Here is a 26,519-nt window from a genome sequence, read left to right as displayed (position 1 = left end):
TACGCCCTACGGCTTGTGGGAGGCCCTGACATGCAGGCATGGCAAGTGCACCGGAGCGGCGAGCCGAGCGAGGTGATGCGGCTCGAGGAGGTGGACCGGCCCACGCCCGGCGAAGGGCAGGTCCTCCTCCGGGTCCGTGCCGCGAACATCAACTTCCCCGACGCGCTGCTGTGCCGGGGCCAGTACCAGATCAAGCCGCCGCTGCCCTTCACCCCGGGCGTGGAGATCTGCGGGGAGACCGAGGACGGCCGCCGGGTGATCGCCAACCCGGCCCTGCCGCACGGTGGTCTCGCCGAGTACGTGATCGCGGACGAGGCCGCTCTGCTGCCCGCGCCCGACGCCCTGGACGACGCCGAGGCCGCGGCCCTGCACATCGGTTACCAGACCGGCTGGTTCGGACTCCACCGCAGGGCCGGCCTCAAGGAGGGCGAGACGCTGCTCGTCCATGCCGCGGCCGGAGGCGTCGGCAGCGCCGCCGTGCAGCTCGGCAAGGCGGCCGGAGCGAAGGTCATCGGTGTCGTCGGCGGCCCGCAGAAGGCTGCCGTCGCACGCGAACTGGGCTGCGACGTGGTCGTCGACCGCCGCACCGAGGACATCGTCGCCGCCGTCAAGGAGGCCACCGGCGGCCGCGGCGCCGACGTGATCTACGACCCCGTCGGCGGCGACGCGTACGCCAAGTCCGCCAAGTGCGTGGCCTTCGAGGGCCGCATCGTGATCGTCGGCTTCGCCAGTGGCGACATCCCGGCGCCCGCGCTCAACCACGCCCTGGTCAAGAACTACTCGATCATGGGCCTGCACTGGGGCCTCTACGCCCGCAAGGACCCCGCGTCCATCGCGCACTGCCACCGGACGCTGACCGAGTACGCCGCCAAGGGTCTGATCAAGCCCCTGGTCAGTGAGCGGGTCCCCTTCAAGGACGCCGCCGACGCCGTCCAGCGAGTCGCCGACGGCACGACCACCGGCCGCCTCGTCGTCGTCCCGGAAGGAGCCGGCCGATGAAGAAGGCACCGGACGCAGCCGAACTGCGGGCACGCACGCAGGAGTTGCTCGCCGCACACCCTCCGGGCACCACCGCGCGCGGTGACTTCCTCCGGGCCCGATTCGCGGCCGGCCTGGCCTGGGTGCACTATCCCGAGGGCCTCGGCGGCCTCGGCGCGCCGCGCTCTTTGCAGGCCGTCGTCGACGCCGAGCTCGACGCCGCCGGCGCGCCTGACAACGACCCGCGCCGCATCGGCATCGGCCTCGGCATGGCCGCGCCGACGATCCTCGCCTACGGCTCCGAGGAGGTGAAGCAGCGCTTCCTCGAACCCCTGTGGACCGGCGAGGAGGTGTGGTGCCAGCTGTTCAGCGAACCCGGCGCCGGCTCCGACCTCGCGGCGCTCGGCACCCGCGCGGTCCGCGACGGCGACGACTGGGTGGTGACCGGGCAGAAGGTGTGGACGTCCAGCGCCCACGTCGCCCGCTGGGCCATCCTCATCGCCCGCACCGACCCCGACGTGCCCAAGCACCAGGGCATCACCTACTTCGTCTGCGACATGACCGACCCCGGCGTCGAGGTCCGCCCGCTGCGGCAGATCACCGGCGAGGCGGAGTTCAACGAGGTCTTCCTCACCGAGGTGCGCATCCCCGACGCGCACCGGCTCGGCGAGGTCGGCGACGGCTGGAGGGTCGCCCAGACCACGCTGATGAACGAGCGGGTCTCCATCGGAGGCATGCGGCTGCCCCGCGAGGGCGGGATGATCGGCACCGTCGCCCGCACCTGGCGCGAACGCCCGGAGCTGCGCACCCACGACCTGCACCAGCGGCTGATGACGCTGTGGGTCGAGGCCGAGGTCGCCCGGCTCACCGGCGAACGGCTGCGCCAGCAGCTCGTCGCGGGCCAGCCCGGCCCGGAGGGCAGCGGCACGAAGCTCGCCTTCGCCCGGCTCAACCAGGAGATCAGCGGCCTGGAGGTCGAACTCCTCGGTGAAGAAGGGCTGTTGTACGACGACTGGACCATGAGCCGCCCCGAGCTCGTCGACTTCACCGGGCGTGAGGCCGGCTACCGCTACCTGCGCTCCAAGGGCAACTCCATCGAGGGCGGCACCAGCGAGGTGCTGCTGAACATCGTCGCCGAACGTGTCCTCGGCCTGCCCGCCGAACCGCGCAGCGACAAGGACATCGCCTGGAAGGACCTCGCGCGATGACGGATCTGCTGTACTCCGAGACCGAGACCGATCTGCGGGCAGCCGTCCGCTCGCTGCTCTCCGACCACGCCGACCCCGCCGCGCTCGTCGCGGGCGCCGCCGAGAGCGGCAGCCCGTACGACGCCGGTCTGTGGAAGGCCCTGGCGTCCGACGTCGGCGCCGCCGGACTTCTCGTGCCCGAGGAGCTGGGCGGCCAGGGCGCGAGCCACCGCGAGGCGGCCGTCGTCCTGGAGGAACTCGGCCGCAGCGTCGCCCCGGCGCCGTACCTCACCAGTTCCGTCATCGCGACGGAGGTGCTGCTCGCGCTCGGTGACGCCTCCGGGGACGTGACCGCGCTGCTCGGCGACCTCGCGGCGGGCCGCCGCACCGCCGTGGCCGCACTGCCGCTGTCGGCCGCCGACGCACCGCCGGCGGGCGACGCGGGACGCGTCACCGGCGTCGCCGACGCCGTCCGCGCCGACGTGTTCCTCGTGCTCCGCGCGGACGGCCTGTACCTGCTGGAGCGTTCCGAGGTCTCGGTGGAGCCGCAGACCGCGTTCGACCTGACCCGTCCGCTCGCCGCCGTCACCCCCGGCCCGGCCGGCACCCGCGTCGCCGACCGCGAGACGGGGGAGGCGGCCGTGCGGCGAGGGCTGCTCGCGGGGGCGGGCCTGCTCGCGTCCGAGCAACTGGGCGTCGCGGAATGGTGTCTGGAGGAGACGGTCCGGCACACGCGGGAGCGGCACCAGTTCAACCGGCCCCTCGGCTCGTTCCAGGCGCTCAAGCACCGTATGGCCCAGCTGTGGCTGGAGGTCGTCTCGGCCCGGGCGGCCGCGCGCGCCGCTGCCGACGCCCTGGCCACCGGCAGCCCCGACGCGGCGGTGGCGGTGGCCGTCGCCCAGGCGTACTGCTCCCGGGTCGCCGTGCACGCCGCCGAGGAGTGCGTGCAGCTGCACGGCGGGATCGGCATGACCTGGGAACACCCCGCGCACCTCTACCTGAAGCGGGCCAAGGCCGACGAGATCGCGCTCGGCACCCCGGGCCGGCACAAGGAGGTGCTGGCCGCGCTCGTCGATCTCCAGGCCCCGTGACACCCCGATCGATACGGGCTGCGGCCGCCAGGCGCACGCCGCCGCGCTGACCTTCGGCGCGGCGGCCTGCCCCACGAGGTCAGCGACGGGCAGCTGCAACGCGCCTGCCTCGCCCGCGCACTGGTGCTCCGTCCGCGCCGGCCGGTCTGCGACGAGATGACCGCGATGCCGGACACCTCCACCACGGCGGCCCTCGTGGCCGTCGTCGAGAGCTACCGGCAGGACAGCGGCGCCGGACTCCTCGCGATGGGGCACGACCACGCCCTGCTGAAGCGCTGGTGCGACCGCACCGTCCACTGGTCCGACATCACCTCCTGACCACACGCCAACCGCCCGTCGCCGCAGTCGCGGCGATGGGCACACAGATGACGAATGGCCGAACTCCTCGCTGCGCCCTGCCCCTTGGGGCCTCGCCGTCGGATACTCACCGGGTCCCGTCCGACTCGCCGAGCCCGGAGGCCACCGTGCCGACCACCCGTCGCAGAGCCGTCACGACGATCGCCGCCGCACTGGCGGGCGCCGTCGCCGCCCCCGCCCACGCGCAGGCCGCCGAGCGCGGCGGCGGACCCGCCCGGCCCAGGCCGCTCCGCCGGGCCCACGCCCACAACGACTACCTGCACGAACGGCCGCTCCACGACGCCCTCTCGCACGGCTTCACCAGCGTCGAGGCCGACATCTTCCTCGTCGACGGCGAGCTGCTCGTCGCCCACGAGCCCGCCGAGCTCGACCCCTCCCGCACCCTGAGCGGCCTCTACCTCGAACCGCTGCTCGCCCGCGTGCGCGCCAACCACGGCAGCGTCTACCGCGGTTACCACCGGCCGGTGCAACTGCTCGTCGACATCAAGACGGACGGCGTCGCCGCCTACCTCGAACTCGACCGCCAACTGCGCGAGTACCGGCGAATGCTGAGCAGCTGCACCGACGGCCGCGTCCGCCTGGGCGCGGTCACTCCGGTCGTCTCGGGCGACCGCGCCGCCCGCGCCCCCATGGAGGCGCAGCGCCACAGGTACGCCTTCTACGACGGGCGCCTCGACGACCTCGCCGCCCCGGCACCCGCTCCCGCTTCCTTCATCCCGCTGATCTCGGGCAATTGGAGCCACAGCTTCAGCTGGCTCGGCACCGGTGAATTCCCCGCGGCGGAACGGGAGAAGCTGTGCTCCCTCGTCGCCACCGCCCACGGGCGCGGACGGCGGGTCCGCTTCTGGGCCACACCCGACACGCCCGGTCCGGCGCGCGACGCCGTATGGCGCGAACTGCTGGCCGCCGGGGTCGACCACATCAACACCGACGACCTGGCAGGACTCGAGAGGTTCCTGCGCTCGAAGGACCGCTGAGCCGAGTCACCCGTACGGCGGACACGCCAGTCGGCCGTGCGGGCCCGGCGCTGCGCCAGACTGGCCGCCGAATGCCGCAATTCCGGCGCGGCGAAGGAGGTTGGCGATGGCCATTTCGATCTCGTTGGTGCTTCTGCTCCTCGTCCTCGCAGTGATCTTTCTGCGCAACGGTGGTCTGAAGATGTCCCATGCCCTGGTCTGCGCCCTGCTCGGGTTCTTTCTCGCGGGCACGAGCATGGCGCCGACCATTCACGAGGGCATCGCGGCGACGGCCAATGTCGTCGGCAGCCTCAGGCCATGAACGACCTGATCAGGAACCGCACTCCCTCGGGGGCCTCCAGCGAGAAGCCGCTGCCCCGGCCGTCGACCACGTCGACCACGAGCCGGGTGTGGCTCCATCGCTCGTACTGACTGCGGGACATCCAGAACGGCACCGGCTCCCCGACCCCCGTTACGCGCAGCTCGGCCAGCAGCACGTCCGACGCCCCGGTCCGGAACTCCCCGGCCGGGTAGCACATGGGCGCACTGCCGTCGCAGCACCCGCCCGACTGGTGGAACATCAGCGGCCCGTGGGCCGCCCGCAGCCGCCGCAGCAGTCCGGCGGCCGCGGACGTGAGCTCCACCGGGCGGCTCCCGTGCTCGTTCACAGGACGACCCCTCTCGACGGACTGATGACGCGGACGGTGACCAGTCAACTCCGCGACAGGTTGCGAGAAGGTTGCACGCCCGGTCGACGGCCCGAACCCGGTGGGCCTCGGCGCACACGCGCCGCCGACGACGAGCCGCCGGGTGATCCGAGAACCGGACCGCGTCGTGCGGACCGGGAGGTCAGGGGAGCCTGTGGTCAGGGGCGCGTCTGGTCGGTCCGCTCGGCGTTCTTCGCCTTGATGCGCGCCGCTTCCTTCCGGACTTCGGCCTGGGTGGCCCGCTCCTTCTGCAGCCACTCGGGGAGGTCCTTCCTCAGCGCGTCGATCTGCTCCGTGGTGAGGGGTTCGGTGATCCCGCCCCGGGCGAGGGCCGCGATCGAGATGCCGAGCTTCGCCGCGACCACCGGCCGGGGGTGCGGGCCGTCGCGCCGCAGGTCCTGCAGCCACTGGGGCGGGTCGGCCTGCAGAGCGTTCAGCTCGGCGCGTGAGACGACACCCTCCTGGAACTCGGCGGGGGTGGCCTCGAGGTACACACCCAGCTTCTTCGCCGCGGTCGCGGGCTTCATCGTCTGGGTGCTCTGGTGCGACGTCATGCGTCAAGGGTATCGAGCGTGTGTGCTGCCTTTGACCACGAAAGGTAGCCTTGCGGCGTGACAGGTTCGGATGCATCCCCTTCGTTCCGGCTCGCCTATGTCCCGGGAGTGACGCCCACGAAGTGGGTGCGGATCTGGAACGAGCGGCTGCCCGATGTCCCGCTGACCCTCGTCGGGGTGGCGGCGGCCGAGGCGTTCGAGGCGCTGCGCGGCGGCGGCGCCGACGCCGGCCTCGTACGGCTGCCGGTCGACCGGACGGACCTCAGCGCCATCCCCCTCTACACCGAGACGACGGTGGTCGTGGTCCCCAAGGACCACCTCATCGCGGCGGTCGACGAGGTGACCAGCGAGGATCTCGCGGACGACATCGTGCTGCACCCCCTCGACGACACTCTCGACTGGGAGAGCCCTCCGGGGCGGCCCGCGATCGAGCGTCCCGCCACGACCGCGGACGCGGTCGAACTGGTGGCGGCAGGGGTGGGACTGCTGGTCGTACCGCAGTCACTGGCCCGCCTGCACCACCGCAGGGACCTGACCTACCGGCCGGTCTCGGACGCCCCCCAGTCACGCGTCGCGCTGTCCTGGCCGCAGGACGAGACCACCGACCTGGTGGAGCAGTTCATCGGCATCGTGCGCGGGCGCACGGTCAACAGCACGCGGGGCCGCCCCCCGGCCGAGGCCCAGCCCAAGGCCAAGGCGACGGACAAGGCCAGGGCGAAGGCCAGGAGCCAGGACAAGGGCGGCGCACAGCGCAAGCCCGCCGCCGGCACGTCGGCCGGCCGGAGCTCGAGGGCAGGTTCCGGCGCCGCCCGGGGCGGCAAGCGCGGCAGGCCACGCCGCCGGTCGTAGCGCCGACGCCGCGTGACGCGGTGACCGGCCGGAGGCGGTGACGGCGCGAGGAGACAAGGCGCCCGCAGCAAGGTGTCGACACCTCGCGCCGCACTCGCCAATTAAATTCGAACAGGAGTATGGTTTCGGTCATGGCCGACACCGACTTCCCCGACGATCTGCGGGGCGCCCAGACCCGCCTCCACCAGGCGACATCGGAGCTGGCCGCCCTGTGCCGCACCCTGCCGTGGAGCGTGGAGCCCCAGGCCGGGTGGGAAGGCCTGACGCATCCGCACACCGGCGAGGTCACCGGCGGCCGCGACGACAGCCCCGGCTGGACGGAAGAGCAGAAAGCGGCCGTGGAAAGGCTCCGCGCGGAGTGCCTCGCACTGTCCGCCACCGTGGCCACGCACCCGTACTGGAAGACCGTCGAACGGGAGAAGGCCGTCGACTCCCGGATGCGGTTGAAGGCCGCCACCCGGCCCGAGGCGGTGCCCGTCGTGGACGTCGGGACTGCCGCGTAGAGCGATCGACCGAGACACCTCTTTGCACCATGTCCGAACCGACACCTCAGCTGTCCCGTCTCCAGAAGCTGCGCATCGTGGAGCAGTACCAGGCCTACCAGCTGGAGCGCACCCGGGCCACGATCAGCGAGCTGGAGGCGGCGGAGGTACGCCGGCTGAAACAGGAGCGCGCCGCGCGCGAAGGGTCCTCGTGGAAGATCGAGCCGTCCCGGGCGACGGCCGACGACTTCGCGATCCTGCACCGCGGCGGCTGTCACATGTACCGGCGTCCGCACGGCCGGCTGAACCGCGAGGAGGCGATGATCGCCCTCGGGGAGGCCGACATCAGGCCCTGCGAGATCTGCCGGCCGGAGACCGGGCTCGTGTCCCCGTAGGGCGCGCGGCTCCCGGCCGGAGGGCGGTTCGGGCGTCGGGTCCGTGGGCGCCGAGGCCCCGCCGCAGCAGCGCGGTTCGGGAGTGACAGAGGGGTGCCAGGGCGTGATGCCAGGCCTCGTACGGGCGCCGTCCGCACGGCGGGACGCCGTCGCCCCGGCGCGGCCGGCTCGGCATACTGACCTCTCTTGATCACCGCGACTCACAGGAGGAGCCTTGGCCGCCGCTTTCAAGACCGTCATCCGGGTGGACCCGGACCGTCTCGACCAGGCCCGCGCCGTCGACCGGCTGTTCCAGGAGGCGATCGCCCCGGCGACCGTCAACTTCGACTTCGACAACATCCGGCAGGCCGCCGCCTCGCTTCCCGGCAGCGCCATCGTCAAGATGGTCCGCGGCTGGGGGCTCCAGGAAACCGCACCCGTCATGGTCATGGTGATCTCCCTCAAGGAAGCCGTCCGCCAGGCGCTCCCGGGGACCTTCGCCGACGCCTCCTGCTGGGACACCGTCGAACAGGAACTCGTCCGCGCGTTCGCCGGTCTCGGCGCGCAGAAGGGCGAGCCGGGGCTCTCGTTCTACGAGGAGGGTGCGGACCGCACCAGCTACTACCGGGACCTTTTCTTCGCCCTGCAGGACGAGGAGACCGGTGAACACCTCTATGCCATGGCGCTGTGCATCGATGTGACCGTCGGCCTGGGCAGGAGCGAGGTCGACGCCCTGGAGATCTCGGACGTGGCCCCGTTCGCGATCCGGCTCGACGCCGTCGTGGTGCGGCAGGAGCTGGGGCTCGCAGCGTGACCCGCGTCTGACCCGGCGCCTGTCCGCGCCGCCGGCCCGCCGTCCCGGGCCGGATTCCGCCGCGCGTCCGCGGCGAGCCCGGGCCGTGCGTCAGGCGTTCACCGGCGGGCTTACGACCGGCTCGCGGAGATCAAGGCCCGCTGGGCCCGCACGACATGCTCCCGTGCCACCACAACTTCGGGCCGTACGGCGGGCGATAGCCTGATTCGCGTGGACGAACTCGACGGCGTGGAGATCATCGCTTTCCCGGACGCCCGGGCGTTCGAGGACTGGCTGGCGCACCACCACACGCGCCAGGAGGGCGTGTGGGTCAAGGTCGCCAAACGGAACTCCGGCATCCCGTCGGTCACCAGCGACGAACTGGTGGACGCGGGGCTGTGCTACGGCTGGATCTCCGGACAGCGGCGGTCGCTCGACGACCGGCACTACCTGCAGAAGTACGTTCCGCGACGGCCCCACAGTCTCTGGTCCCAGGTGAACGTCGACAAGGCCGTGCGGCTCACGGCAGAGGGACGCATGCGGGAGCCCGGCCTGGCGGAGGTCCGCAGGGCGCAGGAGGACGGGCGCTGGGCCCGGGCGTACGAGTCGCAGAAGTCGGCCGCCGTACCGCCCGACCTCACGGCCGCACTGGAGGCGGACCCCGGGGCGAGGAAAGCGTTCGAGGCGCTGGACAGGACCGAGCGGTACCTGTTGATGCTGCCGCTGCTCCAGGCAGGTACGGCGCGGTCCCGGCGCCTGCGGCTGGAGAAGGCCCTGCGCACGCTGAGGGAAGGGCCGCCGGAATCACCTGGTTCTCCAGGCGGTCCCTGACGCAGGACGGCGACTGCCCAGGGGTATATCGGGGCAAGCGAGGGCAAGTCGACGCTGTCGCAGGGTCGATTGGATGATCGAAATGGCAGGGGGTTAGCATATGAGCGCCGCCTAGCTCGAAAGATAAACCTGTGACTGTCAACGACGACTCGTTCACCAACTGGAAGAACCGCGAAGAGATCGCGGAGTCGATGATCCCGATCATCGGGAAGCTGCACAGGGAGCGGGACGTCACCGTCCTGCTTCACAGCCGCTCCCTGGTGAACAAGTCGGTGGTCAGCATTCTCAAGACCCACCGGTTCGCCCGGCAGATCGCCGGTGAGGAGCTCTCGGTCACCGAGACCTTCCCCTTCCTGCAGGCGCTCGCCGCCCTCGACCTCGGCCCGTCCCAGATCGACATCGGCATGCTCGCCGCGACCTACCGCGCCGACGACCGCGGACTGTCGGTGGAGGACTTCACCGCCCAGGCCGTCGCCGGCGCCACCGGTGAGAACAAGATCGAGCGCCGTGAGGGACGCGACGTCGTCCTCTACGGCTTCGGCCGCATCGGCCGCCTCGTCGCCCGCCTGCTCATCGAGAAGGCAGGCTCCGGCAACGGCCTGCGCCTGCGTGCCATCGTCGTCCGCCAGGGCGGCGACCAGGACATCGTCAAGCGCGCCTCTCTGCTGCGCCGCGACTCGATCCACGGCCAGTTCCAGGGCACGATCACCGTCGACGAGGCGACCGACACGATCGTCGCCAACGGCAACACGATCAAGGTGATCTACGCCAATGACCCCTCCGAGGTCGACTACACGGCGTACGGCATCAAGGACGCCATCCTCATCGACAACACCGGCAAGTGGCGCGACCGCGAGGGCCTGTCGAAGCACCTGCGCCCCGGCATCGACAAGGTCGTGCTGACAGCTCCGGGCAAGGGCGACGTCCCCAACATCGTGCACGGCGTCAACCACGACACGATCAAGCCGGACGAGCAGATCCTGTCCTGCGCCTCCTGCACCACCAACGCGATCGTCCCGCCGCTGAAGGCCATGGACGACGAGTACGGCGTGCTGCGCGGTCACGTGGAGACCGTTCACTCGTTCACCAACGACCAGAACCTGCTGGACAACTACCACAAGGCAGACCGCCGCGGCCGTTCCGCGCCGCTGAACATGGTCATCACCGAGACCGGTGCCGCCTCCGCCGTCGCCAAGGCGCTGCCGGACCTCAAGGCGCCGATCACCGGCAGCTCGATCCGCGTCCCCGTGCCGGACGTCTCGATCGCCATCCTCAGCCTGCGCCTGGGCCGCGAGACCACCCGCGAGGAGGTCCTCGACTACCTCCGCGACGTCTCGCTGCACTCGCCGCTGAAGCGCCAGATCGACTTCACCACCGCGCCCGACGCCGTCTCCATGGACTTCGTCGGTTCGCGCCACGCCTCGATCGTCGACGCCGGCGCCACCAAGGTCGACGGCGACAACGCGATCCTGTACCTGTGGTACGACAACGAGTTCGGCTACTCGTGCCAGGTCATCCGCGTCGTCCAGCACGTCTCCGGGGTGGAGTACCCGACCTACCCGGCTCCGGCGGTCTGATTCCGCCGGCCTCACTCCGATCCGGTGCCCCGCCTGCCGGGGCACCGGGTCAGGGGTTGGTCCAGGCGCCGGGGGCCTCGGTCAGTGCGGACACACCGGCGGGCAGGTCGGCCGACGCGACGTCCGCCAGCGTCACGCCCTCCAGGATCTCGCGGACGTTGGACCGCAGCGCGATCCACAGGGGGAGCAGCGACCGGGCCGGGCCGGTGTAGGACAGGTCCGGGGGCCGGACCCCGCGCACCGAGACCAGCGGCCCGTCCACGACGCGGATGACATCCGCGATGCTGATGGAATCCGCGGGCTGCGCAAGCCGGTAGCCGCCGTTGCCGCCGCGCCGGCTGAGCACGAGACCTCCCCGGCGCATGTCGTTCAGGATGCTCTCGAGGAACTTGTGCGGGATGTCCTGGGCGTCCGCGATGACCTCGGCCTTCAGCGGCCCGTCGTCCTGGGACGCGGCGAGCTGCAGCGCGGCACGTACCGCGTAGTCCGCCCTGGCTGAGATCCGCATGCGCCCATTATCCCGTACGGCGTGGGCCGGCGTCCCTCGTGGGTGCCCCTCGGCCGAGGGGCACAGGCCGCGGCGCGGGCGCGGGGGCTCCCCGCCATGACGACGAGCCTGGGGACGCGGCGCGGGTGGTCCATGTACGGCATGGGAAATGAGCAACTCCACTTGATCGGCCGCTGGTCGACCGGCATCACGAGGCCGCACGGGACGCGTAGGCGCGGATGTCGGCGTCCGGGTCGGTGGTGGCGGCCGCGAGGGCGGTGCGGGCCCCGGGCTCGTCGCGGTGCGAGAGGAGGGAGAGGACGACGGCCTTGCGGACATCCGCGTTGGGGTCGGCCAAGGCCCCGGCGAGGGCCTGGACGGCCTGGGCGGGCGGGGCCGCCCGGAGGGCGGTCGCGGCGCCGGCCCGGACCTGCCAGGCGGGATCGTCGAGGGCGGCCGCGGCCAGCGCGGCGTAGCGGGGCGGGCAGCCGGTGGCGGCCAGCGCGGTCAACGTGGCGCCCCGGACGAGCGGGTCCGCGTCATCCAGCAGTGGGTCGAGAGGCGCCGGGGCCGCGGCGTGCACGGCCCCGAGACCGCGGGCCACCGCGACCCGGACCTCGCGGGCCGGGTCGGCGGCTGCTACCGCCAGTTCCGGGACCGCATCCACCGAGACGAGGGCCCGGACGGCGGTGATACGGACCTCGATGTCGGTGTCGGCGAGCGCGGCGGCGTACACGCCGGCGTCGCCCAGCCGCAGGGCACGCAGCACGTCGAGCGCGGCGGCCCGGACGGCCGGATCGGCGACGCCCAGCGCTTCCCGCAGACCGGCCCCCAAATCCCCCTCGGCGGGCAGCACTTCGACCAGCTCGCGCAGCGCGGCCGCGGCGGCGGCCCGGACCTGTGGCGCGGCGTCCCGCAGGCGTTCGGCGAGCGCGGGCCCGGCACCGGCCGGCACCGTCTCACCGAGGGCGGCCACGGCGGCCGCCCGCACCGCCGGATCGGCGTCGCCCAGATAGGGGCGCAGCGCGTCCAGGTCGGGGGACTCCTCGGCGAGGGAGAGGAGGCGCAGGAGGGCGGGGCTGGGCGCGGAGACCTCCGGGGTCCCGGCCGGGACCGGAGCCGCCGCGGGCGCGGCCGGGCGGGCGGCCGGGGCGGCGTCCCGTGGGCCGGCCGTGGCCACCGGCACCAGCGCGACCTCGCCGAGGCGCCGCTCCGGCCCCGGCGCCGGCGCGAACTCCGGCACCGGGACCACGTACGGCTCGACCGGCCGCGCGGTGAACTCCATCGCCCCCGATGCGGACTTGCGCAGGTCCAGGTGGTGCAGCCAGCCCGCGTCGTCCCGCCCCGGGTGGTCCAGCCGCTCGTGGTACAGGCCCCACCGGGACTCGGTGCGGGCCAGCGAGGCCCGGGCGGCCATCTCCGCGCAGTCCCGGATGAAAGTGACCTCCGCGCACCGCATCAGTTCGTGCGGCGTGCGCGCGCCCATCCCGGCGATCTCCTCCGACATCCGGGTGAACGCCTCCACCGCCAGGGAAAGCTTCGCCCCGGTCTTCGGCGGTGCCACGTAGTCGTTGACGAACCGCCGCAGCTTGTACTCCACCTGCGGCTGCGGCGGCCCGTCCGGGTTGCGCAGCGGCCGGTAGACGAGGTCGTGGGCGGCGGCCAGCTGGTCCCGGGGCAGCTCGCCCTCGTAGGCCCGGTACCGCGCGGCATCCTCGCCGGCCAGGTCGCCGAAGACGAACGCGCCGATCATGTAGTTGTGCGGGACGCAGGCCAGGTCGCCGGCCGCGTACAGCCGGGGGACGGTGGTGCGGGCATGCGCGTCCACCCGTACCCCGGAGGCGGAGTGCCCTCCGCACAGTCCGATCTCCGAGATGTGCATCTCGACGTCGTGGGTGCGGTAGTCGTGGCCGCGGCCCTCGTGGAACGTGCCGCGGGTGGGCCGCTCCGTCGTGTGCAGGATCGATTCGACGGCGGTGATGGTCTCTTCGGGCAGATGGCTGAGCTTGAGGTACACCGGGCCACGGTCGGAGGCGAGTTCGGCCGCGAACTCGGCCATCATCTGTCCCGACCAGTAGTCCGACTCCACGAACCGCTCGCCGTGCCGGTTCACCTGGTACCCGCCGAACGGGTTCGCGACGTACGCGCACGCCGGCCCGTTGTAGTCCTTGATCAACGGGTTGATCTGGAAGCACTCGATCCCGGTGAGCGCGGCCCCCGCGTGGTAGGCCATGGCGTACCCGTCGCCGGCGTTCGTCGGGTTCTCGTACGTCCCGTAAAGGTAGCCGGAGGCGGGCAGGCCGAGCCGGCCGCAGGCACCCGTCGCCAGGATCACCGCGCCCGCCCGGACGGTGACGAACGCGCCGGTGCGCGTGTCGAACCCGGCCGCGCCGACGGCCCGTCCGTCGTCGGGGTGGGTGAGCACCCTGACCGGCATGACCCGGTTCTCGATGCGGATCCGCTCCCGCATCTCGCGACGCCGCAACTGCCGGTAGAGGACCTTCTTGACGTCCTTGCCCTCCGGCATCGGCAGCACGTACGAGCCGGACCGGTGCACCTGGCGGACCGCGTACTCGCCGTGCTCGTCCTTCTCGAACTTCACCCCGTACGACTCCAGGCGCTTGACCATGTCGAAGCCGCGGGTCGCGGTCTGCCGGACGGTGGACTGGTCGACGACGCCGTCGTTCGCGCGGGTGATCTCGGCGACGTAGTCGTCGGGCTCGGCCCGGCCCGGGATGATCGCGTTGTTGACCCCGTCCATGCCCATGGCGAGCGCGCCGGAGTGCCTCACATGCGCCTTCTCCAGCAGCAGCACCTGCGCACCGCGTCCGGCGGCGGTCAGCGCGGCCATGGTGCCGGCGGTGCCACCGCCGATGACGAGGACGTCGCAGGAGAGTTCGGTCGCGTCGGCGAGGGCGGGGATGGCCAGGGGGGTGTCCACCAGGGTGTGCACGGGGCGTGCCTTTCAGAGGGATTCGAGGATTCGGCGGCGCAGTTCGGTGGTGTCGGGGGCGTGCCGCGCGTCCCGCTCACGCGGGTGGGATACGTCCAGCACCTGCCCGGATCCGAGCAACAGGACCCGGTCGCCGAGGTGCAGGGCCTCGTCCACGTCGTGGGTGACGAAGACGACGGTGGCGCCGGTGCCTTGCAGGACGTCCACCAGCAGGTCCTGCATTTCGGCGCGGGTGTGGGCGTCGAGTGCGCCGAAGGGTTCGTCCATCAGGACCGCGCGGGGCCGGCCGGCCAGGGCGCGGGCCAGCTGGACGCGCTGCCGCTGCCCGCCGGACAGCTGATGCGGCAGCTTGTGGGCGTGCCCGGCCAGACCGACCCTCTCCAGCCAGTCGGCCGCGGACCGTCGCCGCTCGGCCCGGGGGAACCGGCGGATCGCCAGCGGCAGTTCCACATTGGCACGGACGGTCCGCCACGGCAGCAGGGCGTCGTGCTGGAAGACCAGCGCGCGGTCGGCGGCCGGCCGGCCGATCGGCTCACCGTCCTGGGTGACCCGCCCGTCCAGTGGGGGCAGCAGCCCGGCCAGGGTGCGCAGCAGGGTGGACTTCCCGCAGCCGGAAGGCCCCACCACCGCCAGCAGTTCGCCCGGCGCGATCCGCAGCACGACCGTGCCGGGGACGGCAGCGCCGTCCGGGTGGCCGAGCCGTACGTCGTGCAGGGTGAGTTCGGCGCCGGCCGGCGCGGGTGCGGCGGGCGAGGTCGCGGTGCTCATGGGACCGGCTCCTTACGGGGAACAGTGGTACGGACCGCGGCGGCGGGACCGGCGCCGGTGGCCGCGGGGGTGCGGCCGGCCCTGCGGAACGCCGGACGCGGTGCGGCGCCGGCAGCTCCCCGCGCGGCCGGGCGGGGCAGCCAGGAAGTGGCGCGACGGCCCAGCAGTTCCACAGCGGTCGAGGTGAGCCATCCGAGGACGCCGATGGTGGCCATGCCGACGAACACTCCCGGGTAGTCGACGATCGTGTAGTCCTGCCAGGTGCGGTAGCCCACCCCGTACTCGCCGGAGATCATCTCCGCGGAGATCACGCAGATCCACGAGACGCCGATGCCCACCGACAAGCCGCCGAAGATGCCCGGCAGGGCTCCCGGAAGCACCACCGAGAACAGCACCCGCAGCCGGCCGCCGCCCATGGTGAGCACGGCCTCTTCCCAGACCGGGGTGAGCGCCCGGACCGCGTGCCGGGTCGACACCACCACCGGGAAGAAGGCGGCGGTGAAGGTGATGAACACGATGCCCTGCTCGTTGGTGGGCAACAGCAGGATGGCGACCGGGACCAGGGCGATGGCCGGCACCGGCCGCACCACCTCCACCAGCGGGCCGAGCAGGTCGGCGGCCCACCGGGACCGGGCGACGGCCGTGCCGACCGCCACCCCCACCACCGCGGCCAGCACAAAGCCCACGACGATCCGGCGCAGACTGTGGCCCAGGTCCTGCCAGTACGGGCCGGTGGTGACCCGGTCGGCGAAGGCGGACGCCACCTCGCCGACCGTGGGGAACTGCTCGAACCGCAGCCACAGGTTGACGTCCCAAGAGGTCAGCAGCTGCCACAGCCCGAGGGCCGCGGTCAGGGAGGCCGCGCGCAGCAGCCGGCGGCCCCCACTCATGACGCCAGACCCACGGCGTCCGTGTAGCGGATGATCCGGGCCCCGGCGTGACCGTCGAGGTACCTCTTCGCACTGGCCGGGGTGACGAAGGCGCGCAGCTCGGCGCCGTCCGCGACCCATACGGCCTTGTCCGCGAACCACAGGGTTCCGGTCAGCGCGTCCGGCACGTACGCGGCCCGCACGTCGGCGGCCTCGGCGGCCTTCAGCAGCTCCTTGGGGCTGTCGAAGGTGCGGGTGGTGGTCCTGCCCTTCAGCCACAGTTCGGACTTGGCGGCGCTCGCCTTCGGGTAGGCGGGGGACCGCACGGCCCGCTTCAGCGGCGCCGGATCGACGAAGGCGTCCACGTCGACGTCGCCCACCAGCCCGGCCGCCTTCAGCACCGGCACGTCCTCCTTCAGCGCGGCGATCAGCTCCGGGCGGAGCTCAGGGTCGAAGGTGGCGATGCCGTTGGCGCCGTTGTAGAGGTAGACCACCTCGGCCGGCAGACCGGTCTCCTCGGCCACCGACTCGGCGGCGGCGACCGGCTGGGCGCGCAGGTGGTCGGTGGCCCGCCGCTGGGCCCTGAGGAAGTCGTCGAGGACCCCGGCCCGTTCCTTGGCGAACTTCTCCCGGACCGTGACCCCGTGGAAGGTCGGCAGGTTCAGCTCCGCCCCGTCGTACAGAGCGGTGGCCCGGCCCTCGAAGGCCAGCTTGCCGGGCCAGGCGACGAACTGGGAGAGCGCGTCGGCGCTGCCCGCGGCCAGGGCCGAAGCACCCACGCTGGGCTGCTGGTTGAGCTTCCGGATGCCCTTGTCCGGGTCGATGCCGGCCTGCTGGAGGGCCCGGACCAGGGTGCCGTCGGCAGCCGATCCGACGCTGGTGGACACCTTCTTTCCGCGCAGGTCGGCCAGTGACCGCAAGGGCGAACCGGGGGCGGTGACCACCGTGTTCAGGCCGCCGCGCAGGTTGTAGCCGGTGACCGCGACCAGCCGGGTCGGCTGCCCCAGCTGCTTGCCGCGGGCCGCGTTGATCAACAGCGGGAAGTCGCCCATCGAACCGATGTCGATTTTCCCGGCGGTCATCTGGGCGGTGATCGGGGCGCCGGTCGCGTAGTCCTGCCACTCGACCTTGTAGGTGGTGCCGTCCCTCTTCCCGCGGGCCGCGAGCTCCTGCTCGAAGTAGCCGAGGGAGCGCAGCAGGGTGCCGGCGGTGACGGTGTTGATGGTCTTCGACTGGTAGCCGACGGTCACCGTGACCGTCTTGGCGCCGGCGTTGCCGTCGGCGCCGGCCGTGCCGCCGCAAGCGGTGGTCAGTGGGAGCAGCAGGGCGACCGGGAGGAGCGGGAGGAGTGGGATTCTCTTGCTGGTCATGGGAATTCGGCCTTTCACCGGAGCAGGTAGGGCATGTTGACGGTGACTGCGCCGGTGGGACACCGGGCCGCGCACGGGCCGCAGTACCAGCACTCGTCCACGTGCATGTACGCCTTGCCGTTGTCCTCGCGGATGGCGAGTGAGTCGAGCGGACACATGTCGACGCAGAGCGTGCAGCCGTCGATGCACTTGGACTCGTCGATGGTCACGGGCACGTCGGCGCGCTGCGGAACGAGAGGCATGGTTGTCTCCAAGCGCCCGGAAAGGGCGGGGAACTGGAACGGGGGAAGGAACACGGGAACCCGGGAAAGTTCTCGCGAGGGATCAGAGGGAGCGGCGCAGCACGCCGCTCATGGTGATGCGGTCGCCGCGGAACCGGATGAACTCCAGGTCCACCGGCCGCCCGTCGGGCAGACAGGTCAGCCGCTCCAGCATCAGCACGGCCGCCCCGCGCGGGGCCTGGAGCACCGCGGCGGAGTGCGCGTCGGCGTTCACGGCCTCCAGGGTGATCTCGGCATGGCCCAGTGGACCGCCGGTCAACGACTCCAGGAGCCGGAACACGTCCGTGTTCTCCAGGTCGCAGCCGAGCAGCTCACCGCCCACGTCCATCGGCAGGTAGGACAGGTCCAGGGACAGCGGCAGTCCGTTCAGGCGGCGCAACCGCTCGATACACAGCACGTCGGTGTGCTCGGGCAGCCCCAGCCGGTGCGCCACCGGGCCGGGGGCCGTGACCGGCCCGACGGTGCGGACCTCGTTGGTGACCCGGCCGTGCTCGTGCAGGGTCTCGGCCAGGCCCTGGAGGCGGTCCAGCCCGTGCGGGTACTTCTCGCACACCACCACGGTGCCGACGCCGGGCTGCCGGTCGACGATCCGCTCGCCGCGCAGCAGGTCCAGGGCCTGCCGCACGGTGTTGCGGCTGGCTCGGTAGTCGGCGGCGATGACGTCCTCCAGGGGCAGGACGCCGTCGGGGAAGCCTCCCGCCAGGATCTGGTGGCGCAGCAGGTCGGCCAGTTGCCGGGCACGGTCCGCACGCAGTCGTCGTCGACGCGCGGCGGCGACCGGGGGAGAGACGGCGGGGGCGGGTTCGGCTGGCATGGAAGGGAACGTACTGGGCGAGCGCCGCTGGTGGTGTTGCCGCAATATTGCGCCACCAGGCAACCTGTAAGGAACGCTCTGACCTGCGGTTTCAGTGGTGTAACAGTAAGATCCGCCATCCTGTTGCCCATATCGCGGACATCAGGTGCCCAGGATGCGATCAGTTCCCTGGCTTCGCCGATAGCCCCCGGGACCGTCCGCCTGCGTTGCGTGTCCCTCCACGCATCACAACACCGGCTCCGCTGCGGGCAATGCCTTCGCGGAGCCGGTGTTGTGGGCCAGGTGTGCGGTGGGCGGCGGGACCGCGGGTGTATCCCCCCGCCCGTCGCCGGGCCGCCGGGAGTGTCGCTGGAGCCGGCTGTCGGGCCTCGGCCCCGGTGACCGGGTTGAGCAGTGCGGACGCGGTTACTCGGCGCCGAGACCGGCGTCGGAGACCTCGGGCCTGCCCTCGGCCTTCAGCACCTTGTTGAGGAGCGTCAGGTCGTAGATGCCGTTGAGATCGGGCTCCTTGAGCAGACCGGCCTTGACCGCGTGGTCGGCCTGCGTCTTCAGCGTCGCGGCCAGCGGGTCGTCGGTGATCTGGATGCTCGGCCACGCCGGGTCGATCACCTTGGCCACCAACTCCTTGCCGGTCTCCGCCTTCAGGGCGGCGTTGGCCGACGCCTTCGCCTTGTCCGGGTTGGCGTTGATCCACGCGTTCGTCTTCACCGTGCCGCGCAGCACGGCCTCGACCACGTCCGGGTGGTCCTTCAGGAAGGTCTGGGACACGATGATGTTCGTGATCACGAACTTCTTGTCCGGCCACAGTGTGGACTCGTCGAGGAGGACCTTCGCACCCTCGGAGACCAGCTTGGACGCGGTCGGCTCGGGTACCCAGGCGCCGTCGATCGCCCCGGACCTGTAGGCGTCCGGGGTGACCTTGTTGTCGGTGCGGACCACGGAGACATCGCCCTTGCCGCTCTCCGCGTCGACCTTCCAGCCCTTCTCCGCGATCCAGTTGAGGAACGCGATGTCCTGGGTGTTGCCGTGCTGCGGGGTGGCGATCCTCTTGCCCTTGACGTCGTCCAGGGTCCTGATCTTCTTCGGGTTCACGACCAGCTTGACGCCGCCGGAGGCCGAGCCGCCGATGATCCGCAGGCTCTTGCCCTCAGACTTCACGTAGCCGTTGATGGAGGGTGAGGGGCCGATGAAGCCGATGTCGAGCGCGCCGCCGTTGAGGGCCTCGATCTCGGAGGGGCCGGCGTTGAAGGTCTGCGGCTTGAGCTGGGTGCCGCCGAGCTCTTTCTGGATCAGGCCTTCCTGGACGCCGACGAGTGCTGTGGCGTGGGTGAGGTTCGGGAAGTAGCCGATGCGGACGGTGTCGGCGGAGAGCTTCTCGCCCTTGGCGGCCACCTCGGTCTTCTTGTCGTCGTCGGGCTCGGAACCGTAGCCGCAGGCGGTGAGCAGGAGGGGAAGCGTGGCCATGACGGCGATGGCGCGCAGGGTGGTGAGCGGTCTTGCGGCAGACACGGTGGGTGTCCTTTCACGGGATGGTGTTCAGGGAGGTACGGAAATACGCGACGCAAAGCCGTCGGCATGCACTGCACCCGCTCCCCGGCCGGCGGCGACGGGGGCGACGTCGCAGGCGGAGAAGCGGATATGTGTCGGATGCCGCGGGGTTATGTCCAGCCGTCGTCAATGCCACGCCGCGCCCGAGGACAGGCAGTCATGGAGACGGGGGTGGCGTGGTCGGTACAGGGGGCGCCCGGCCGACGGCCGGCGGGGGCAAGGAGCACAGCGGTGCTCTGCGGAGCCAGGTCCTGTGGACGGCGTCAGACGGGCTGACAGATGGCGCTGGACGTGCGGCCCAAGTCGATGTGGCGCCGGGAGGTCAGAAGGGGAAGCGGACGGCCTGCGTGGTTCAGCGTTCGCACGGCCACCTCACCCGATCCCTAGTTTTCCCACCTGGTTGATAGGGATATTGGCAGAGGGCGGCGCTCGCCCCAAGGGGCTGCCCAAATGATGGACAACCGCATCTCGTGTCGTGAGAACCCCCTGATGGACGAGGGGATCAGGGGCCGGTCCGGGGACCGGGGCGCGGGCCAGTGGGGATATCCCGGGGGCAGATCGGCGTCCGCCGCGGGTGGGGCCGCCGACGCCGGGCAGGGGGCACCTGCCCGGCGGCCGAGGGGCTCAGGCCGCGGCGGGGGTGTAGTGGGAGGCGTCGTCGCCCTCGAGGACATGGCTGAGTGTGCCGTCGACACCGGCGGGCACGTCGCCCGCGACGGTCACCCGGTGCAGCAGGCGCGGCAGGTCGCCGTAGTCGTCCGGGGCGTAGTGCTGGGTGATGCGGTTGTCGAACAGGACGAGGTCGCCCGGCGTCCATGTCACTCGCACGATGTTCTCGGGGCGGGTGACGTACGACTGGAAGAGGCGCAGCAGGTCGCGGGAGTCGGAGGGGCCGAGCCCGACGATGCTCTGGGCGAAGCCGCCGATGAACAGCCCGCGCTCCCCGGTCTCGGGGTGCACCCGGACGACCGGGTGCGCGGTGCGGTACTTCCGGGACACGAACTGCTTGCGGTGCTCGGCCGCCTTCTCGCTCTTCGGGGCGGCGTAGTCGTAGGCGTTCGTGTGCACCGCCCACAGCTTGTCGGCCAGCTCGCGCAGCGGCTCGGGCAGATCCCGGTACGCGGCCGCCGAGTTGGCGATGAGGGTGTTGCCGCCGTAGGGCGGGACCACGATGCTGCGCAGCGTGGACGCCTTGGGAGGCGTACGGACGAACGTGACATCGGTGTGCCAGTGGTTGGCGCGGATGCCCTCGTCGCCGTCGACGGGCAGCACCTGGGGCCGGCCGTCGACGGAAGGGACGGTCGGGTGCGCGGTGGTGAGCTCGCCGAAGAGGGAGGCGAAGCGGAGCTGGCCCGCGTCGTCGAGCTGCTGGTCGCGGAAGACGAGCGCCTTGTGTTCCAGGAGCGCGGAGTTGATCTCGGTGACGACGGCGGGGTCGAGGTCGGCGCCGAGGTCCACACCGAGGATCTCCGCGCCGATACGGCCGCCGATCCTGCGGACGTCGAAGCCGGTGCTGGTGGTCATGTGCGGTCCTTCCGGAGGTGATCAGGATGTGATGGGCAGTGAGGGGCCCTTGGCCTCCGGCGGGCCGAGGGGAGGGCCGACGGCTCGCAGCGCGCCGGGTGTACGGCCCCGTCCCCACCCGATGTGCCGGCGGTAGCTCCCGAGCAGGCCGGTACGGTCCAGGTGTTCTTCGTCCCGGGCGGCGGAGTCGTCGGCCGGGCGCGTCAGGGGCGAGACGTACAGGGCGTCGGCCGGGCAGTTCGCCTCGCACTGGAAGCAGGTCTGGCAGTCGTCGCGGCGGGCGAGCACCGGGATGCCGTCCTCGCCGCGGTCGAACACGTCGGTCGGGCAGACCTTGATGCACTTGTCACAGGTGATACAGCGTTCCGCCGAGACCAGTTCGATCACGATGCCACCTCCAGGGGTGCTGCCGGTGCGGTTGCCAGGGGCTCGGTGCGGGTCCACACCCGGTCGAGGCCACCCGTGACGATGTGGTGGTGCTGCCCGGGGTCCTGTTCCGGGAAGTCGAGCCGTTTCGCCATGCCGCGGGTCTCGGTCCGCGCGAGCGCCGCGGTGTACATCCAGCGGGCGTGGGCCGCCATCGCCGCCGCCTGCCTGGCCCGTACGACGTCCCCGCCGCCTGCGCGCAGAGAGGCGCGCGACTCCTCCCACACGCTGTCGAGCACCTCCAGCGAGGCGGCGAGCCGGTCGCCGTGGCGCAGATAGTTCTTCTCGTACGGCAGCACCTCGCCCTGGACTGCCGCGACGACGTCCCGGAATCCGTCGGCCGGACCGGGAGTCCCGGTGGGCCGGAGCCCCGCTCCGCCGGCAGCGGCGAGACGCCGCGTCGCTGCACGGCCGCCGAGCGAGCGGGCGTGGCGGGCCGCGCCACGGCCTGCCCAGGTGCCGGAGGAGACGGCCCATGCGGCGTTGTGGCTGCCACCGCCGGTGAAGCCGCCGCAGATCAGCTCACGGGTCGCCGCGTCTCCGGCCGCGTACAGCCCGGGGACGGTGGTGGAGCAGTCGTCGCCGGTGATGCGGATGCCGCCGGTGCCGCGCACGGTGCCTTCGGCGAGGAGCGTGACGGCGAAGCGCTGGGTGAACGGGTCGATGCCGAGCCGGTCGAAGGTGAGGAAGAAGTTCGGCTGGGCCAGCCGCATCGCCTGCCGGGCAGCCGCGTCCGCCCGGTCGAGGCGGCAGTACACCTTCTCGCCGAGCAGTGTCCTGGCGATCACGGACCGGCCGCCCTGACTGGCCGCACCCTCCAGGACCGAGCCGTCCTCGCGGTAGAAGGTCGCGAAGGAGTAGAACGCGGTCTTGGTGACGGAGGTGCCTTCGGGTGCGATGCCGTAGGCGTTGGAGAACTCCATGCCGGACATCTCCGCGCCCGCCTCGGCGGCGAACAGCGCACCGTCGCCGGTGTTGACGTTGCAGCCCAGCGCGCCGCTGAGGAACGCGCAGCCGCCGGTGGCCAGGACGACCGCCCCCGCGCGCACCCGGTACGGCCGCCCGGCCTGGCGCCGGTGCCCCCTGGCCCCGGCGACCGCGCCGGAGGGGTCGGTGAGCAACTCGGTGACCGGGCTGTGGTCGAGAATGCGTGCCCCGGCCCGCTGGACGCGGATACGCATCCTGCGCATGTACTCCGGCCCCTGCAGGCCGTTCCTGAGCTGCTGTCCGTCCGGCCCCGTCGGGAAGGGGTACCGTCCGGCCGCCGCCAGCTCGTTCATGCCCGCATACGTCTGGTCCAGCACCCGGGTCATCCAGCGCCGGTCGGCCAGATGTCCGCCCAGTGCCTCCCGGCTCGCCATGGCCGCTTCCCGTGCGGCGGGCTCCGGCGGGACGTACCAGACGCCCGTACCGCTCGAGGCGGTGGCGCCGCTGGTGCCGCAGTAGCCCTTGTCGGCCAGGACGACGTCCGCTCCGTCCTGGGCCGCCTTGAGCGCGGCCCACGTGGCCGCGGGTCCGCCGCCGACCACGAGGACGTCCGTGGTGAGTTCGAGCCCGGTCACACCGGTCGCCCTTCTCCTGTGGCCGCCGCGGTCAGCCGGTTGGCGGGGCGGGCCAGGCCGTAGTGCTCGCGCAGAGTGCGGCCGGTGTACTCGGTGCGGAACAGGCCGCGCCGTTGCAGGATCGGCACGACATGGTCGACGAAGTCCTCCAGGCCACCGGGCAGGTGGGGCGGCATGATGTTGAAGCCGTCGGCGGCGCCCTGGGTGAACCACTCCTGGAGCTGGTCGGCTGTCTGCTCGGGCGTGCCGGCGAAGACGCGGTGGCCGCGTCCGCCGCCGAGGCGGGCGATGAGCTCGCGCAGGGTGAGGCCGTCGCGGCGGGCGAGTTCGGCGACGAGCGTGAAGCGGCTCTTGTTGCCGTTGATGTCCCGTTCTTCCGGCAGCTCGGGCAGCGGCCCGTCCAGCGGCAGCCCGGTCAGGTCGGTGCCGAGCATCCCGGACAGCTGGGCCAGCCCGTACTCCGGGACCTGAAGTTCGGTCAGCTCCTCTTCCAGCGCACGGGCTTCGGCCTCGGTCGACCCGATGACGGGGGCGATGCCGGGCAGCACGAGCAGCTGGTCCTCGGTGCGGCCGTAACGGGCCAGCCGGGACTTGAGGTCCTTGTAGAAGGCCTGGCCGTCGGAGAGGGTCTGCTGGGCGGTGAAGACGGCCTCGGCGTACTGGGCGGCGAACTCCTTGCCGTCCTCCGAGGAGCCGGCCTGCACCAGCAGCGGGTGGCCCTGCGGGCTGCGCGGAACGTTCAGGGGACCCTGCACCCCGAAGTGCTCCCCGCGGTGGTTGATCTCCCGCACTTTGTCGGTGTCGGCGTAGACGCCCCGCTCACGGTCGAGCAGGATCGCGTCGTCCTCCCAGCTGTCCCACAGCTTGGTGGCGACCTCGACGAACTCCCGCGCCCGCTCGTAGCGCACACCGTGCTCCAGGTGCTCCTCCTGCCCGAAGTTGCGGGCCTCGTTCACGGTGCCGGAGGTGACGATGTTCCAGCCGGCCCGGCCACCGCTGATGTGGTCCAGGGAGGCGAACTTGCGGGCGGTGTGGAAGGGCTCGTTGAAGGTGGTGGACACGGTGGCGATCAGGCCGACGTGCTCCGTGACCGCCGCCAGGGCGGACAACAGGGTGAGCGGTTCGAAGCCGCCGAGCGCGTTGTACCGGACCTTGCCCCACAGGGCGAGGCCGTCGGCGAGGAAGACCGAGTCGAGCAGGCCGCGCTCGGCGGTCTGCGCGAGCTGCTGGAAGTAGCGCAGGTCGGTGACGCGTTCGGGCTGGGTGCGCGGGTGCCGCCAAGCGGCGTCGTGGTGGCCCGCGTTCATCAGGAAGGCGTTGAGACGCAGGTGTCGGGGGCGTGACGCGGTCATGAGGTACCTCGGATCGGGGGTCGGAAGACGGAGAGTGCGGCCACGTCAGCCGCCGGTGGGAACGCGCCAGGAGCTGAGCCGCCGCTCGACGGCCACCAGGAACTGGTTGAAGACCACGCCGATGGCGGAGATCGTGATGATGCCCGCGTACATCTGCGGGATGGCGAAGTTGTACTGGGAGGCGTTGATCAGATACCCGAGCCCGGCCTTGGCGCCGATCATCTCGGCGGCGACCAGTACGAGGATCGACACGGCACCGGCCAGCCGGATCCCGGTGAACATCACCGGGACCGCGGACGGCAGGATGACCTTCTGGAACAGACGGGGCGCGGACAGATCCATCGACTTCGCCAGTTTCAGCAGGGTCGGGTCGACGTTACGGACCGCGCTGATGGTGTTGAGCAGGATCGGCCACGTGCACGCGTACACGACGATGGAGATCTTCGACGTCTCGCCGATACCCAGGAGCAGGACGAACACCGGCAGCAGGGCCAGCGCCGCGGTGTTGCGGAAGACCTCCAGCAGAGGTCCGAGGAGGTCGGCGACCGGCCGGTACCAGCCGATGAGCAGGCCCAGCGGCACGGCGAGGGCCACGGCGAGACCGAATCCGCTGAACGAACGCACCAGGCTCGCACGTGCGTTGTCGGCCAGCTGACCGTCGGTGGCCAGCCCCCACCAGGCGCGGGCGACCTCACTGAACGGCGGCAGGAAGGTCCGGTCGACCAGGCCGAGCCTCGGCGCGGTCTCCCACAGCAGCAGCAGAGCCACGATCGCCGCGGATGTGGTCGCCCCCTTCACCAGCAGGGACGGCAGGCGGCGGGCCGCCCGGGCGGCGGTCGTCCAGGCGGGTGCCCGGCGCACGGCCGGCGGCGACGCCGCGGCCGGCGCCGACGCGAGGGAGGGGGCGCGGGCGGATTCGGCGACGCCCGCGGGGCCCGGCAACGTCGTCTTCTCGGTGGTGGTGCCGGCTGCGGGGCTCATACGGAAGCCTCCTCCTTCTCCAACTGCTGGGCCCTGGCCACCTCGTCGTGGAGCAGTGACCAGATCTCGTGCCGGTGGCGCGCGAACTCGGGACTGGAGCGGACGTCGTCCGTCGCCGTACGGGAGCCGAGGGCGACCGGCACGATCCGCTTGATGCGGCCCGGCCTCGACGTCATGACGGCGACGCGCTGTCCCAGGTAGACGGCCTCGTCGATGCCGTGCGTGATGAAGACGACGGTCTTGCCGGTGCGCTGCCAGATGCGCAGCAGCTCGTCCTGCAGGGACTCCCGGGTCTGGGCGTCCAGCGCGGCGAACGGCTCGTCCATGAGCAGGACGTCGGGGTCGTAGGCGAGGCTGCGGGCGATCGCCACCCGCTGCCGCATCCCGCCCGACAGCTCATGCGGATGGCGGTCCTCGAAGCCCGACAGACCCACCAGGTCCAAGAACTCCCGGGCACATGCGGCCCGTTCGCGCCGCGGGACGCCGGTGGCCTCCAGGCCGAACTCGACGTTGCCCTGCGCGGTGCGCCACGGCAGCAGCGCGTACTGCTGGAAGACGATGCCGCGGTCCAGGCCCGGCCCCGTGACGGGCGCGCCGTCCAGCAGGATCCGTCCGCCGGTGGGCCGGGCGAGGCCGCCGAGCAGATCCAGCAGCGTCGACTTGCCGCAGCCGCTGGGACCGACCAGCACGACGAACTCGCCTGCCGCTATCTCCAGGTCGATGCCGTCGAGAGCGGTGAACTCCGTGGACTTCCGTGCTCCCGAACGGTCCTTGCGGGCTGCGTCCTTGACCCTGAAGTCCTTGCGTACGCGCTCGAACTCGATCTTGGGAGTGAGAGGTTCCGGCAT

The 26,519-nt window shown here is 71.8% G+C and carries 28 protein-coding genes and 1 pseudogene; 12 read left to right on the top strand and 17 right to left on the bottom strand.

Annotated features, from left to right (window positions below):
- Window positions 1–30: 30 nt before the first annotated feature.
- The 6 genes and pseudogenes from HW130_RS21145 (at window position 31) to HW130_RS21120 (ending at window position 4,891) form a co-directional block, all read left to right on the top strand.
- Window positions 31–999 carry an NADPH:quinone oxidoreductase family protein gene (locus HW130_RS21145; RefSeq protein ID WP_177151222.1) on the top strand — a complete coding sequence of 323 codons (969 nt, stop codon included), beginning with the start codon at window positions 31–33 and terminating at the stop codon, window positions 997–999.
- Window positions 996–2,186 carry an acyl-CoA dehydrogenase family protein gene (locus HW130_RS21140; protein WP_177151221.1) on the top strand — a complete coding sequence of 397 codons (1,191 nt, stop codon included), beginning with the start codon at window positions 996–998 and terminating at the stop codon, window positions 2,184–2,186. The genes HW130_RS21145 and HW130_RS21140 overlap by 4 nt, the downstream gene beginning before the upstream one ends.
- Window positions 2,183–3,256: an acyl-CoA dehydrogenase family protein gene (locus HW130_RS21135; protein ID WP_177151220.1), complete on the top strand. Its 1,074-nt coding sequence runs from the start codon at window positions 2,183–2,185 to the stop codon at window positions 3,254–3,256. The genes HW130_RS21140 and HW130_RS21135 overlap by 4 nt, the downstream gene beginning before the upstream one ends.
- Before the next feature lie 60 nt (window positions 3,257–3,316).
- Window positions 3,317–3,574, top strand: a pseudogene (locus HW130_RS21130) (ABC transporter ATP-binding protein); the annotation flags it as partial.
- 146 nt (window positions 3,575–3,720) lie between these two features.
- On the top strand, window positions 3,721–4,590 hold the full coding sequence (locus tag HW130_RS21125; RefSeq protein ID WP_309140507.1) for a phosphatidylinositol-specific phospholipase C/glycerophosphodiester phosphodiesterase family protein: 870 nt from the start codon (window positions 3,721–3,723) through the stop codon (window positions 4,588–4,590).
- Window positions 4,591–4,696: 106 nt separating this feature from the next.
- Window positions 4,697–4,891: a hypothetical protein gene (locus tag HW130_RS21120; RefSeq protein ID WP_177151218.1), complete on the top strand. Its 195-nt coding sequence runs from the start codon at window positions 4,697–4,699 to the stop codon at window positions 4,889–4,891.
- Here HW130_RS21120 and HW130_RS21115 read toward each other — a convergent pair.
- Both HW130_RS21115 and HW130_RS21110 read right to left on the bottom strand, forming a co-directional pair.
- On the bottom strand, window positions 4,881–5,237 hold the full coding sequence (locus HW130_RS21115; protein ID WP_309140506.1) for a DUF779 domain-containing protein: 357 nt from the start codon (window positions 5,235–5,237) through the stop codon (window positions 4,881–4,883). The two genes, HW130_RS21120 and HW130_RS21115, sit on opposite strands and share 11 nt — an antisense overlap.
- A 197-nt stretch (window positions 5,238–5,434) precedes the next feature.
- Entirely contained in the window at window positions 5,435–5,830 is a 396-nt protein-coding gene (locus tag HW130_RS21110; protein ID WP_177151217.1) for a DUF5997 family protein, read from the bottom strand.
- Window positions 5,831–5,887: 57 nt separating this feature from the next.
- On the opposite strand from HW130_RS21110, the gene HW130_RS21105 reads away from it, so the two are divergent.
- From HW130_RS21105 to HW130_RS21080, 6 genes are all read left to right on the top strand, one after another.
- On the top strand, window positions 5,888–6,679 hold the full coding sequence (locus tag HW130_RS21105; protein WP_177151216.1) for a LysR family substrate-binding domain-containing protein: 792 nt from the start codon (window positions 5,888–5,890) through the stop codon (window positions 6,677–6,679).
- 131 nt (window positions 6,680–6,810) lie between these two features.
- Window positions 6,811–7,182: a hypothetical protein gene (locus HW130_RS21100; RefSeq protein ID WP_177151215.1), complete on the top strand. Its 372-nt coding sequence runs from the start codon at window positions 6,811–6,813 to the stop codon at window positions 7,180–7,182.
- A 29-nt stretch (window positions 7,183–7,211) separates the two neighbouring features.
- Window positions 7,212–7,556: a DUF6233 domain-containing protein gene (locus HW130_RS21095; RefSeq protein WP_177151214.1), complete on the top strand. Its 345-nt coding sequence runs from the start codon at window positions 7,212–7,214 to the stop codon at window positions 7,554–7,556.
- Between the two features lie 214 nt (window positions 7,557–7,770).
- A complete protein-coding gene (locus HW130_RS21090; RefSeq protein WP_177151213.1) occupies window positions 7,771–8,349 on the top strand; it encodes a Type-2Aa cytolytic delta-endotoxin in 579 nt (192 codons plus the stop codon).
- A 210-nt stretch (window positions 8,350–8,559) separates the two neighbouring features.
- The gene (locus HW130_RS21085; protein WP_177151212.1) at window positions 8,560–9,159 is read left to right on the top strand and encodes a YdeI family protein; all 600 of its coding nucleotides are present in this window, start codon (window positions 8,560–8,562) and stop codon (window positions 9,157–9,159) included.
- Window positions 9,160–9,290: 131 nt separating this feature from the next.
- On the top strand, window positions 9,291–10,736 hold the full coding sequence (locus HW130_RS21080) for a glyceraldehyde-3-phosphate dehydrogenase (RefSeq protein WP_177151211.1): 1,446 nt from the start codon (window positions 9,291–9,293) through the stop codon (window positions 10,734–10,736).
- 49 nt (window positions 10,737–10,785) lie between these two features.
- Here HW130_RS21080 and HW130_RS21075 read toward each other — a convergent pair whose 3' ends face one another.
- The 15 genes from HW130_RS21075 to HW130_RS21010 form a co-directional block, all read right to left on the bottom strand.
- The gene (locus HW130_RS21075; protein ID WP_177151210.1) at window positions 10,786–11,244 is read right to left on the bottom strand and encodes an Rrf2 family transcriptional regulator; all 459 of its coding nucleotides are present in this window, start codon (window positions 11,242–11,244) and stop codon (window positions 10,786–10,788) included.
- 187 nt (window positions 11,245–11,431) lie between these two features.
- Window positions 11,432–14,152, bottom strand: a complete 2,721-nt coding sequence (locus HW130_RS21070) for a fumarate reductase/succinate dehydrogenase flavoprotein subunit (RefSeq protein WP_177151294.1) — start codon at window positions 14,150–14,152, stop codon at window positions 11,432–11,434.
- A gap of 36 nt (window positions 14,153–14,188) precedes the next feature.
- On the bottom strand, window positions 14,189–14,944 hold the full coding sequence (locus HW130_RS21065) for an ABC transporter ATP-binding protein (protein ID WP_177151209.1): 756 nt from the start codon (window positions 14,942–14,944) through the stop codon (window positions 14,189–14,191).
- Complete coding sequence (locus tag HW130_RS21060; RefSeq protein ID WP_177151208.1) at window positions 14,941–15,834, bottom strand: ABC transporter permease; 894 nt, start codon at window positions 15,832–15,834, stop codon at window positions 14,941–14,943. Before HW130_RS21060 ends, HW130_RS21065 begins: the two co-directional genes overlap by 4 nt.
- Complete coding sequence (locus HW130_RS21055) at window positions 15,831–17,183, bottom strand: ABC transporter substrate-binding protein (protein ID WP_177151207.1); 1,353 nt, start codon at window positions 17,181–17,183, stop codon at window positions 15,831–15,833. The genes HW130_RS21060 and HW130_RS21055 overlap by 4 nt, the downstream gene beginning before the upstream one ends.
- 14 nt (window positions 17,184–17,197) lie before the next feature.
- A complete protein-coding gene (locus HW130_RS21050) occupies window positions 17,198–17,425 on the bottom strand; it encodes a ferredoxin family protein (RefSeq protein WP_125741086.1) in 228 nt (75 codons plus the stop codon).
- A gap of 82 nt (window positions 17,426–17,507) precedes the next feature.
- On the bottom strand, window positions 17,508–18,278 hold the full coding sequence (locus HW130_RS21045) for a GntR family transcriptional regulator (RefSeq protein WP_100109756.1): 771 nt from the start codon (window positions 18,276–18,278) through the stop codon (window positions 17,508–17,510).
- A gap of 405 nt (window positions 18,279–18,683) precedes the next feature.
- Window positions 18,684–19,742 (bottom strand): aliphatic sulfonate ABC transporter substrate-binding protein, encoded by a 1,059-nt coding sequence (locus tag HW130_RS21040; protein ID WP_218183811.1) that lies wholly within the window; start codon window positions 19,740–19,742, stop codon window positions 18,684–18,686.
- Window positions 19,743–20,089: 347 nt separating this feature from the next.
- Window positions 20,090–20,191, bottom strand: coding sequence for a putative leader peptide (locus tag HW130_RS37005; RefSeq protein WP_329125058.1), 102 nt, complete (start codon window positions 20,189–20,191; stop codon window positions 20,090–20,092).
- Between the two features lie 259 nt (window positions 20,192–20,450).
- Window positions 20,451–21,350 carry a TauD/TfdA family dioxygenase gene (locus HW130_RS21035; RefSeq protein ID WP_177151205.1) on the bottom strand — a complete coding sequence of 300 codons (900 nt, stop codon included), beginning with the start codon at window positions 21,348–21,350 and terminating at the stop codon, window positions 20,451–20,453.
- Window positions 21,351–21,371: 21 nt separating this feature from the next.
- On the bottom strand, window positions 21,372–21,737 hold the full coding sequence (locus HW130_RS21030) for a ferredoxin family protein (protein WP_100109758.1): 366 nt from the start codon (window positions 21,735–21,737) through the stop codon (window positions 21,372–21,374).
- Window positions 21,734–23,338: an FAD-dependent oxidoreductase gene (locus HW130_RS36770; protein WP_177151204.1), complete on the bottom strand. Its 1,605-nt coding sequence runs from the start codon at window positions 23,336–23,338 to the stop codon at window positions 21,734–21,736. The genes HW130_RS21030 and HW130_RS36770 overlap by 4 nt, the downstream gene beginning before the upstream one ends.
- A complete protein-coding gene (locus HW130_RS21020; protein WP_177151203.1) occupies window positions 23,335–24,690 on the bottom strand; it encodes an LLM class flavin-dependent oxidoreductase in 1,356 nt (451 codons plus the stop codon). Before HW130_RS21020 ends, HW130_RS36770 begins: the two co-directional genes overlap by 4 nt.
- Window positions 24,691–24,735: 45 nt before the next feature.
- Complete coding sequence (locus tag HW130_RS21015) at window positions 24,736–25,671, bottom strand: ABC transporter permease (RefSeq protein ID WP_177151202.1); 936 nt, start codon at window positions 25,669–25,671, stop codon at window positions 24,736–24,738.
- The gene (locus HW130_RS21010) at window positions 25,668–26,519 is read right to left on the bottom strand and encodes an ABC transporter ATP-binding protein (protein ID WP_177151201.1); all 852 of its coding nucleotides are present in this window, start codon (window positions 26,517–26,519) and stop codon (window positions 25,668–25,670) included. The genes HW130_RS21015 and HW130_RS21010 overlap by 4 nt, the downstream gene beginning before the upstream one ends.

The organism is Streptomyces sp. PKU-EA00015 (assembly GCF_013387495.1).
Classification (GTDB): Bacteria; Actinomycetota; Actinomycetes; order Streptomycetales; family Streptomycetaceae; genus Streptomyces.
Note: the sequence above shows the minus strand (reverse complement) of the source record. Positions and strands in the feature narration are given on the sequence as shown.

Bases quoted from the DNA above. Each gene is read 5' to 3' on its own strand.
- HW130_RS21110 (WP_177151217.1), bottom strand. From the start codon at position 5,830: ATGACGTCGCACCAGAGCACCCAGACGATGAAGCCCGCGACCGCGGCG.
- HW130_RS21100 (WP_177151215.1), top strand. From the start codon at position 6,811: ATGGCCGACACCGACTTCCCCGACGATCTGCGGGGCGCCCAGACCCGC.
- HW130_RS21095 (WP_177151214.1), top strand. From the start codon at position 7,212: ATGTCCGAACCGACACCTCAGCTGTCCCGTCTCCAGAAGCTGCGCATC.
- HW130_RS21050 (WP_125741086.1), bottom strand. From the start codon at position 17,425: ATGCCTCTCGTTCCGCAGCGCGCCGACGTGCCCGTGACCATCGACGAG.
- HW130_RS21120 (WP_177151218.1), top strand. From the start codon at position 4,697: ATGGCCATTTCGATCTCGTTGGTGCTTCTGCTCCTCGTCCTCGCAGTG.
- HW130_RS21035 (WP_177151205.1), bottom strand. From the start codon at position 21,350: ATGACCACCAGCACCGGCTTCGACGTCCGCAGGATCGGCGGCCGTATC.
- HW130_RS21145 (WP_177151222.1), top strand. From the start codon at position 31: ATGCAGGCATGGCAAGTGCACCGGAGCGGCGAGCCGAGCGAGGTGATG.
- HW130_RS21045 (WP_100109756.1), bottom strand. From the start codon at position 18,278: ATGCCAGCCGAACCCGCCCCCGCCGTCTCTCCCCCGGTCGCCGCCGCG.
- HW130_RS21020 (WP_177151203.1), bottom strand. From the start codon at position 24,690: ATGACCGCGTCACGCCCCCGACACCTGCGTCTCAACGCCTTCCTGATG.
- HW130_RS21065 (WP_177151209.1), bottom strand. From the start codon at position 14,944: ATGAGCACCGCGACCTCGCCCGCCGCACCCGCGCCGGCCGGCGCCGAA.
- HW130_RS21040 (WP_218183811.1), bottom strand. From the start codon at position 19,742: ATGGCCACGCTTCCCCTCCTGCTCACCGCCTGCGGCTACGGTTCCGAG.
- HW130_RS21060 (WP_177151208.1), bottom strand. From the start codon at position 15,834: ATGAGTGGGGGCCGCCGGCTGCTGCGCGCGGCCTCCCTGACCGCGGCC.
- HW130_RS21135 (WP_177151220.1), top strand. From the start codon at position 2,183: ATGACGGATCTGCTGTACTCCGAGACCGAGACCGATCTGCGGGCAGCC.
- HW130_RS21055 (WP_177151207.1), bottom strand. From the start codon at position 17,183: ATGACCAGCAAGAGAATCCCACTCCTCCCGCTCCTCCCGGTCGCCCTG.
- HW130_RS21140 (WP_177151221.1), top strand. From the start codon at position 996: ATGAAGAAGGCACCGGACGCAGCCGAACTGCGGGCACGCACGCAGGAG.
- HW130_RS21075 (WP_177151210.1), bottom strand. From the start codon at position 11,244: ATGCGGATCTCAGCCAGGGCGGACTACGCGGTACGTGCCGCGCTGCAG.
- HW130_RS21010 (WP_177151201.1), bottom strand. From the start codon at position 26,519: ATGCCGGAACCTCTCACTCCCAAGATCGAGTTCGAGCGCGTACGCAAG.
- HW130_RS21015 (WP_177151202.1), bottom strand. From the start codon at position 25,671: ATGAGCCCCGCAGCCGGCACCACCACCGAGAAGACGACGTTGCCGGGC.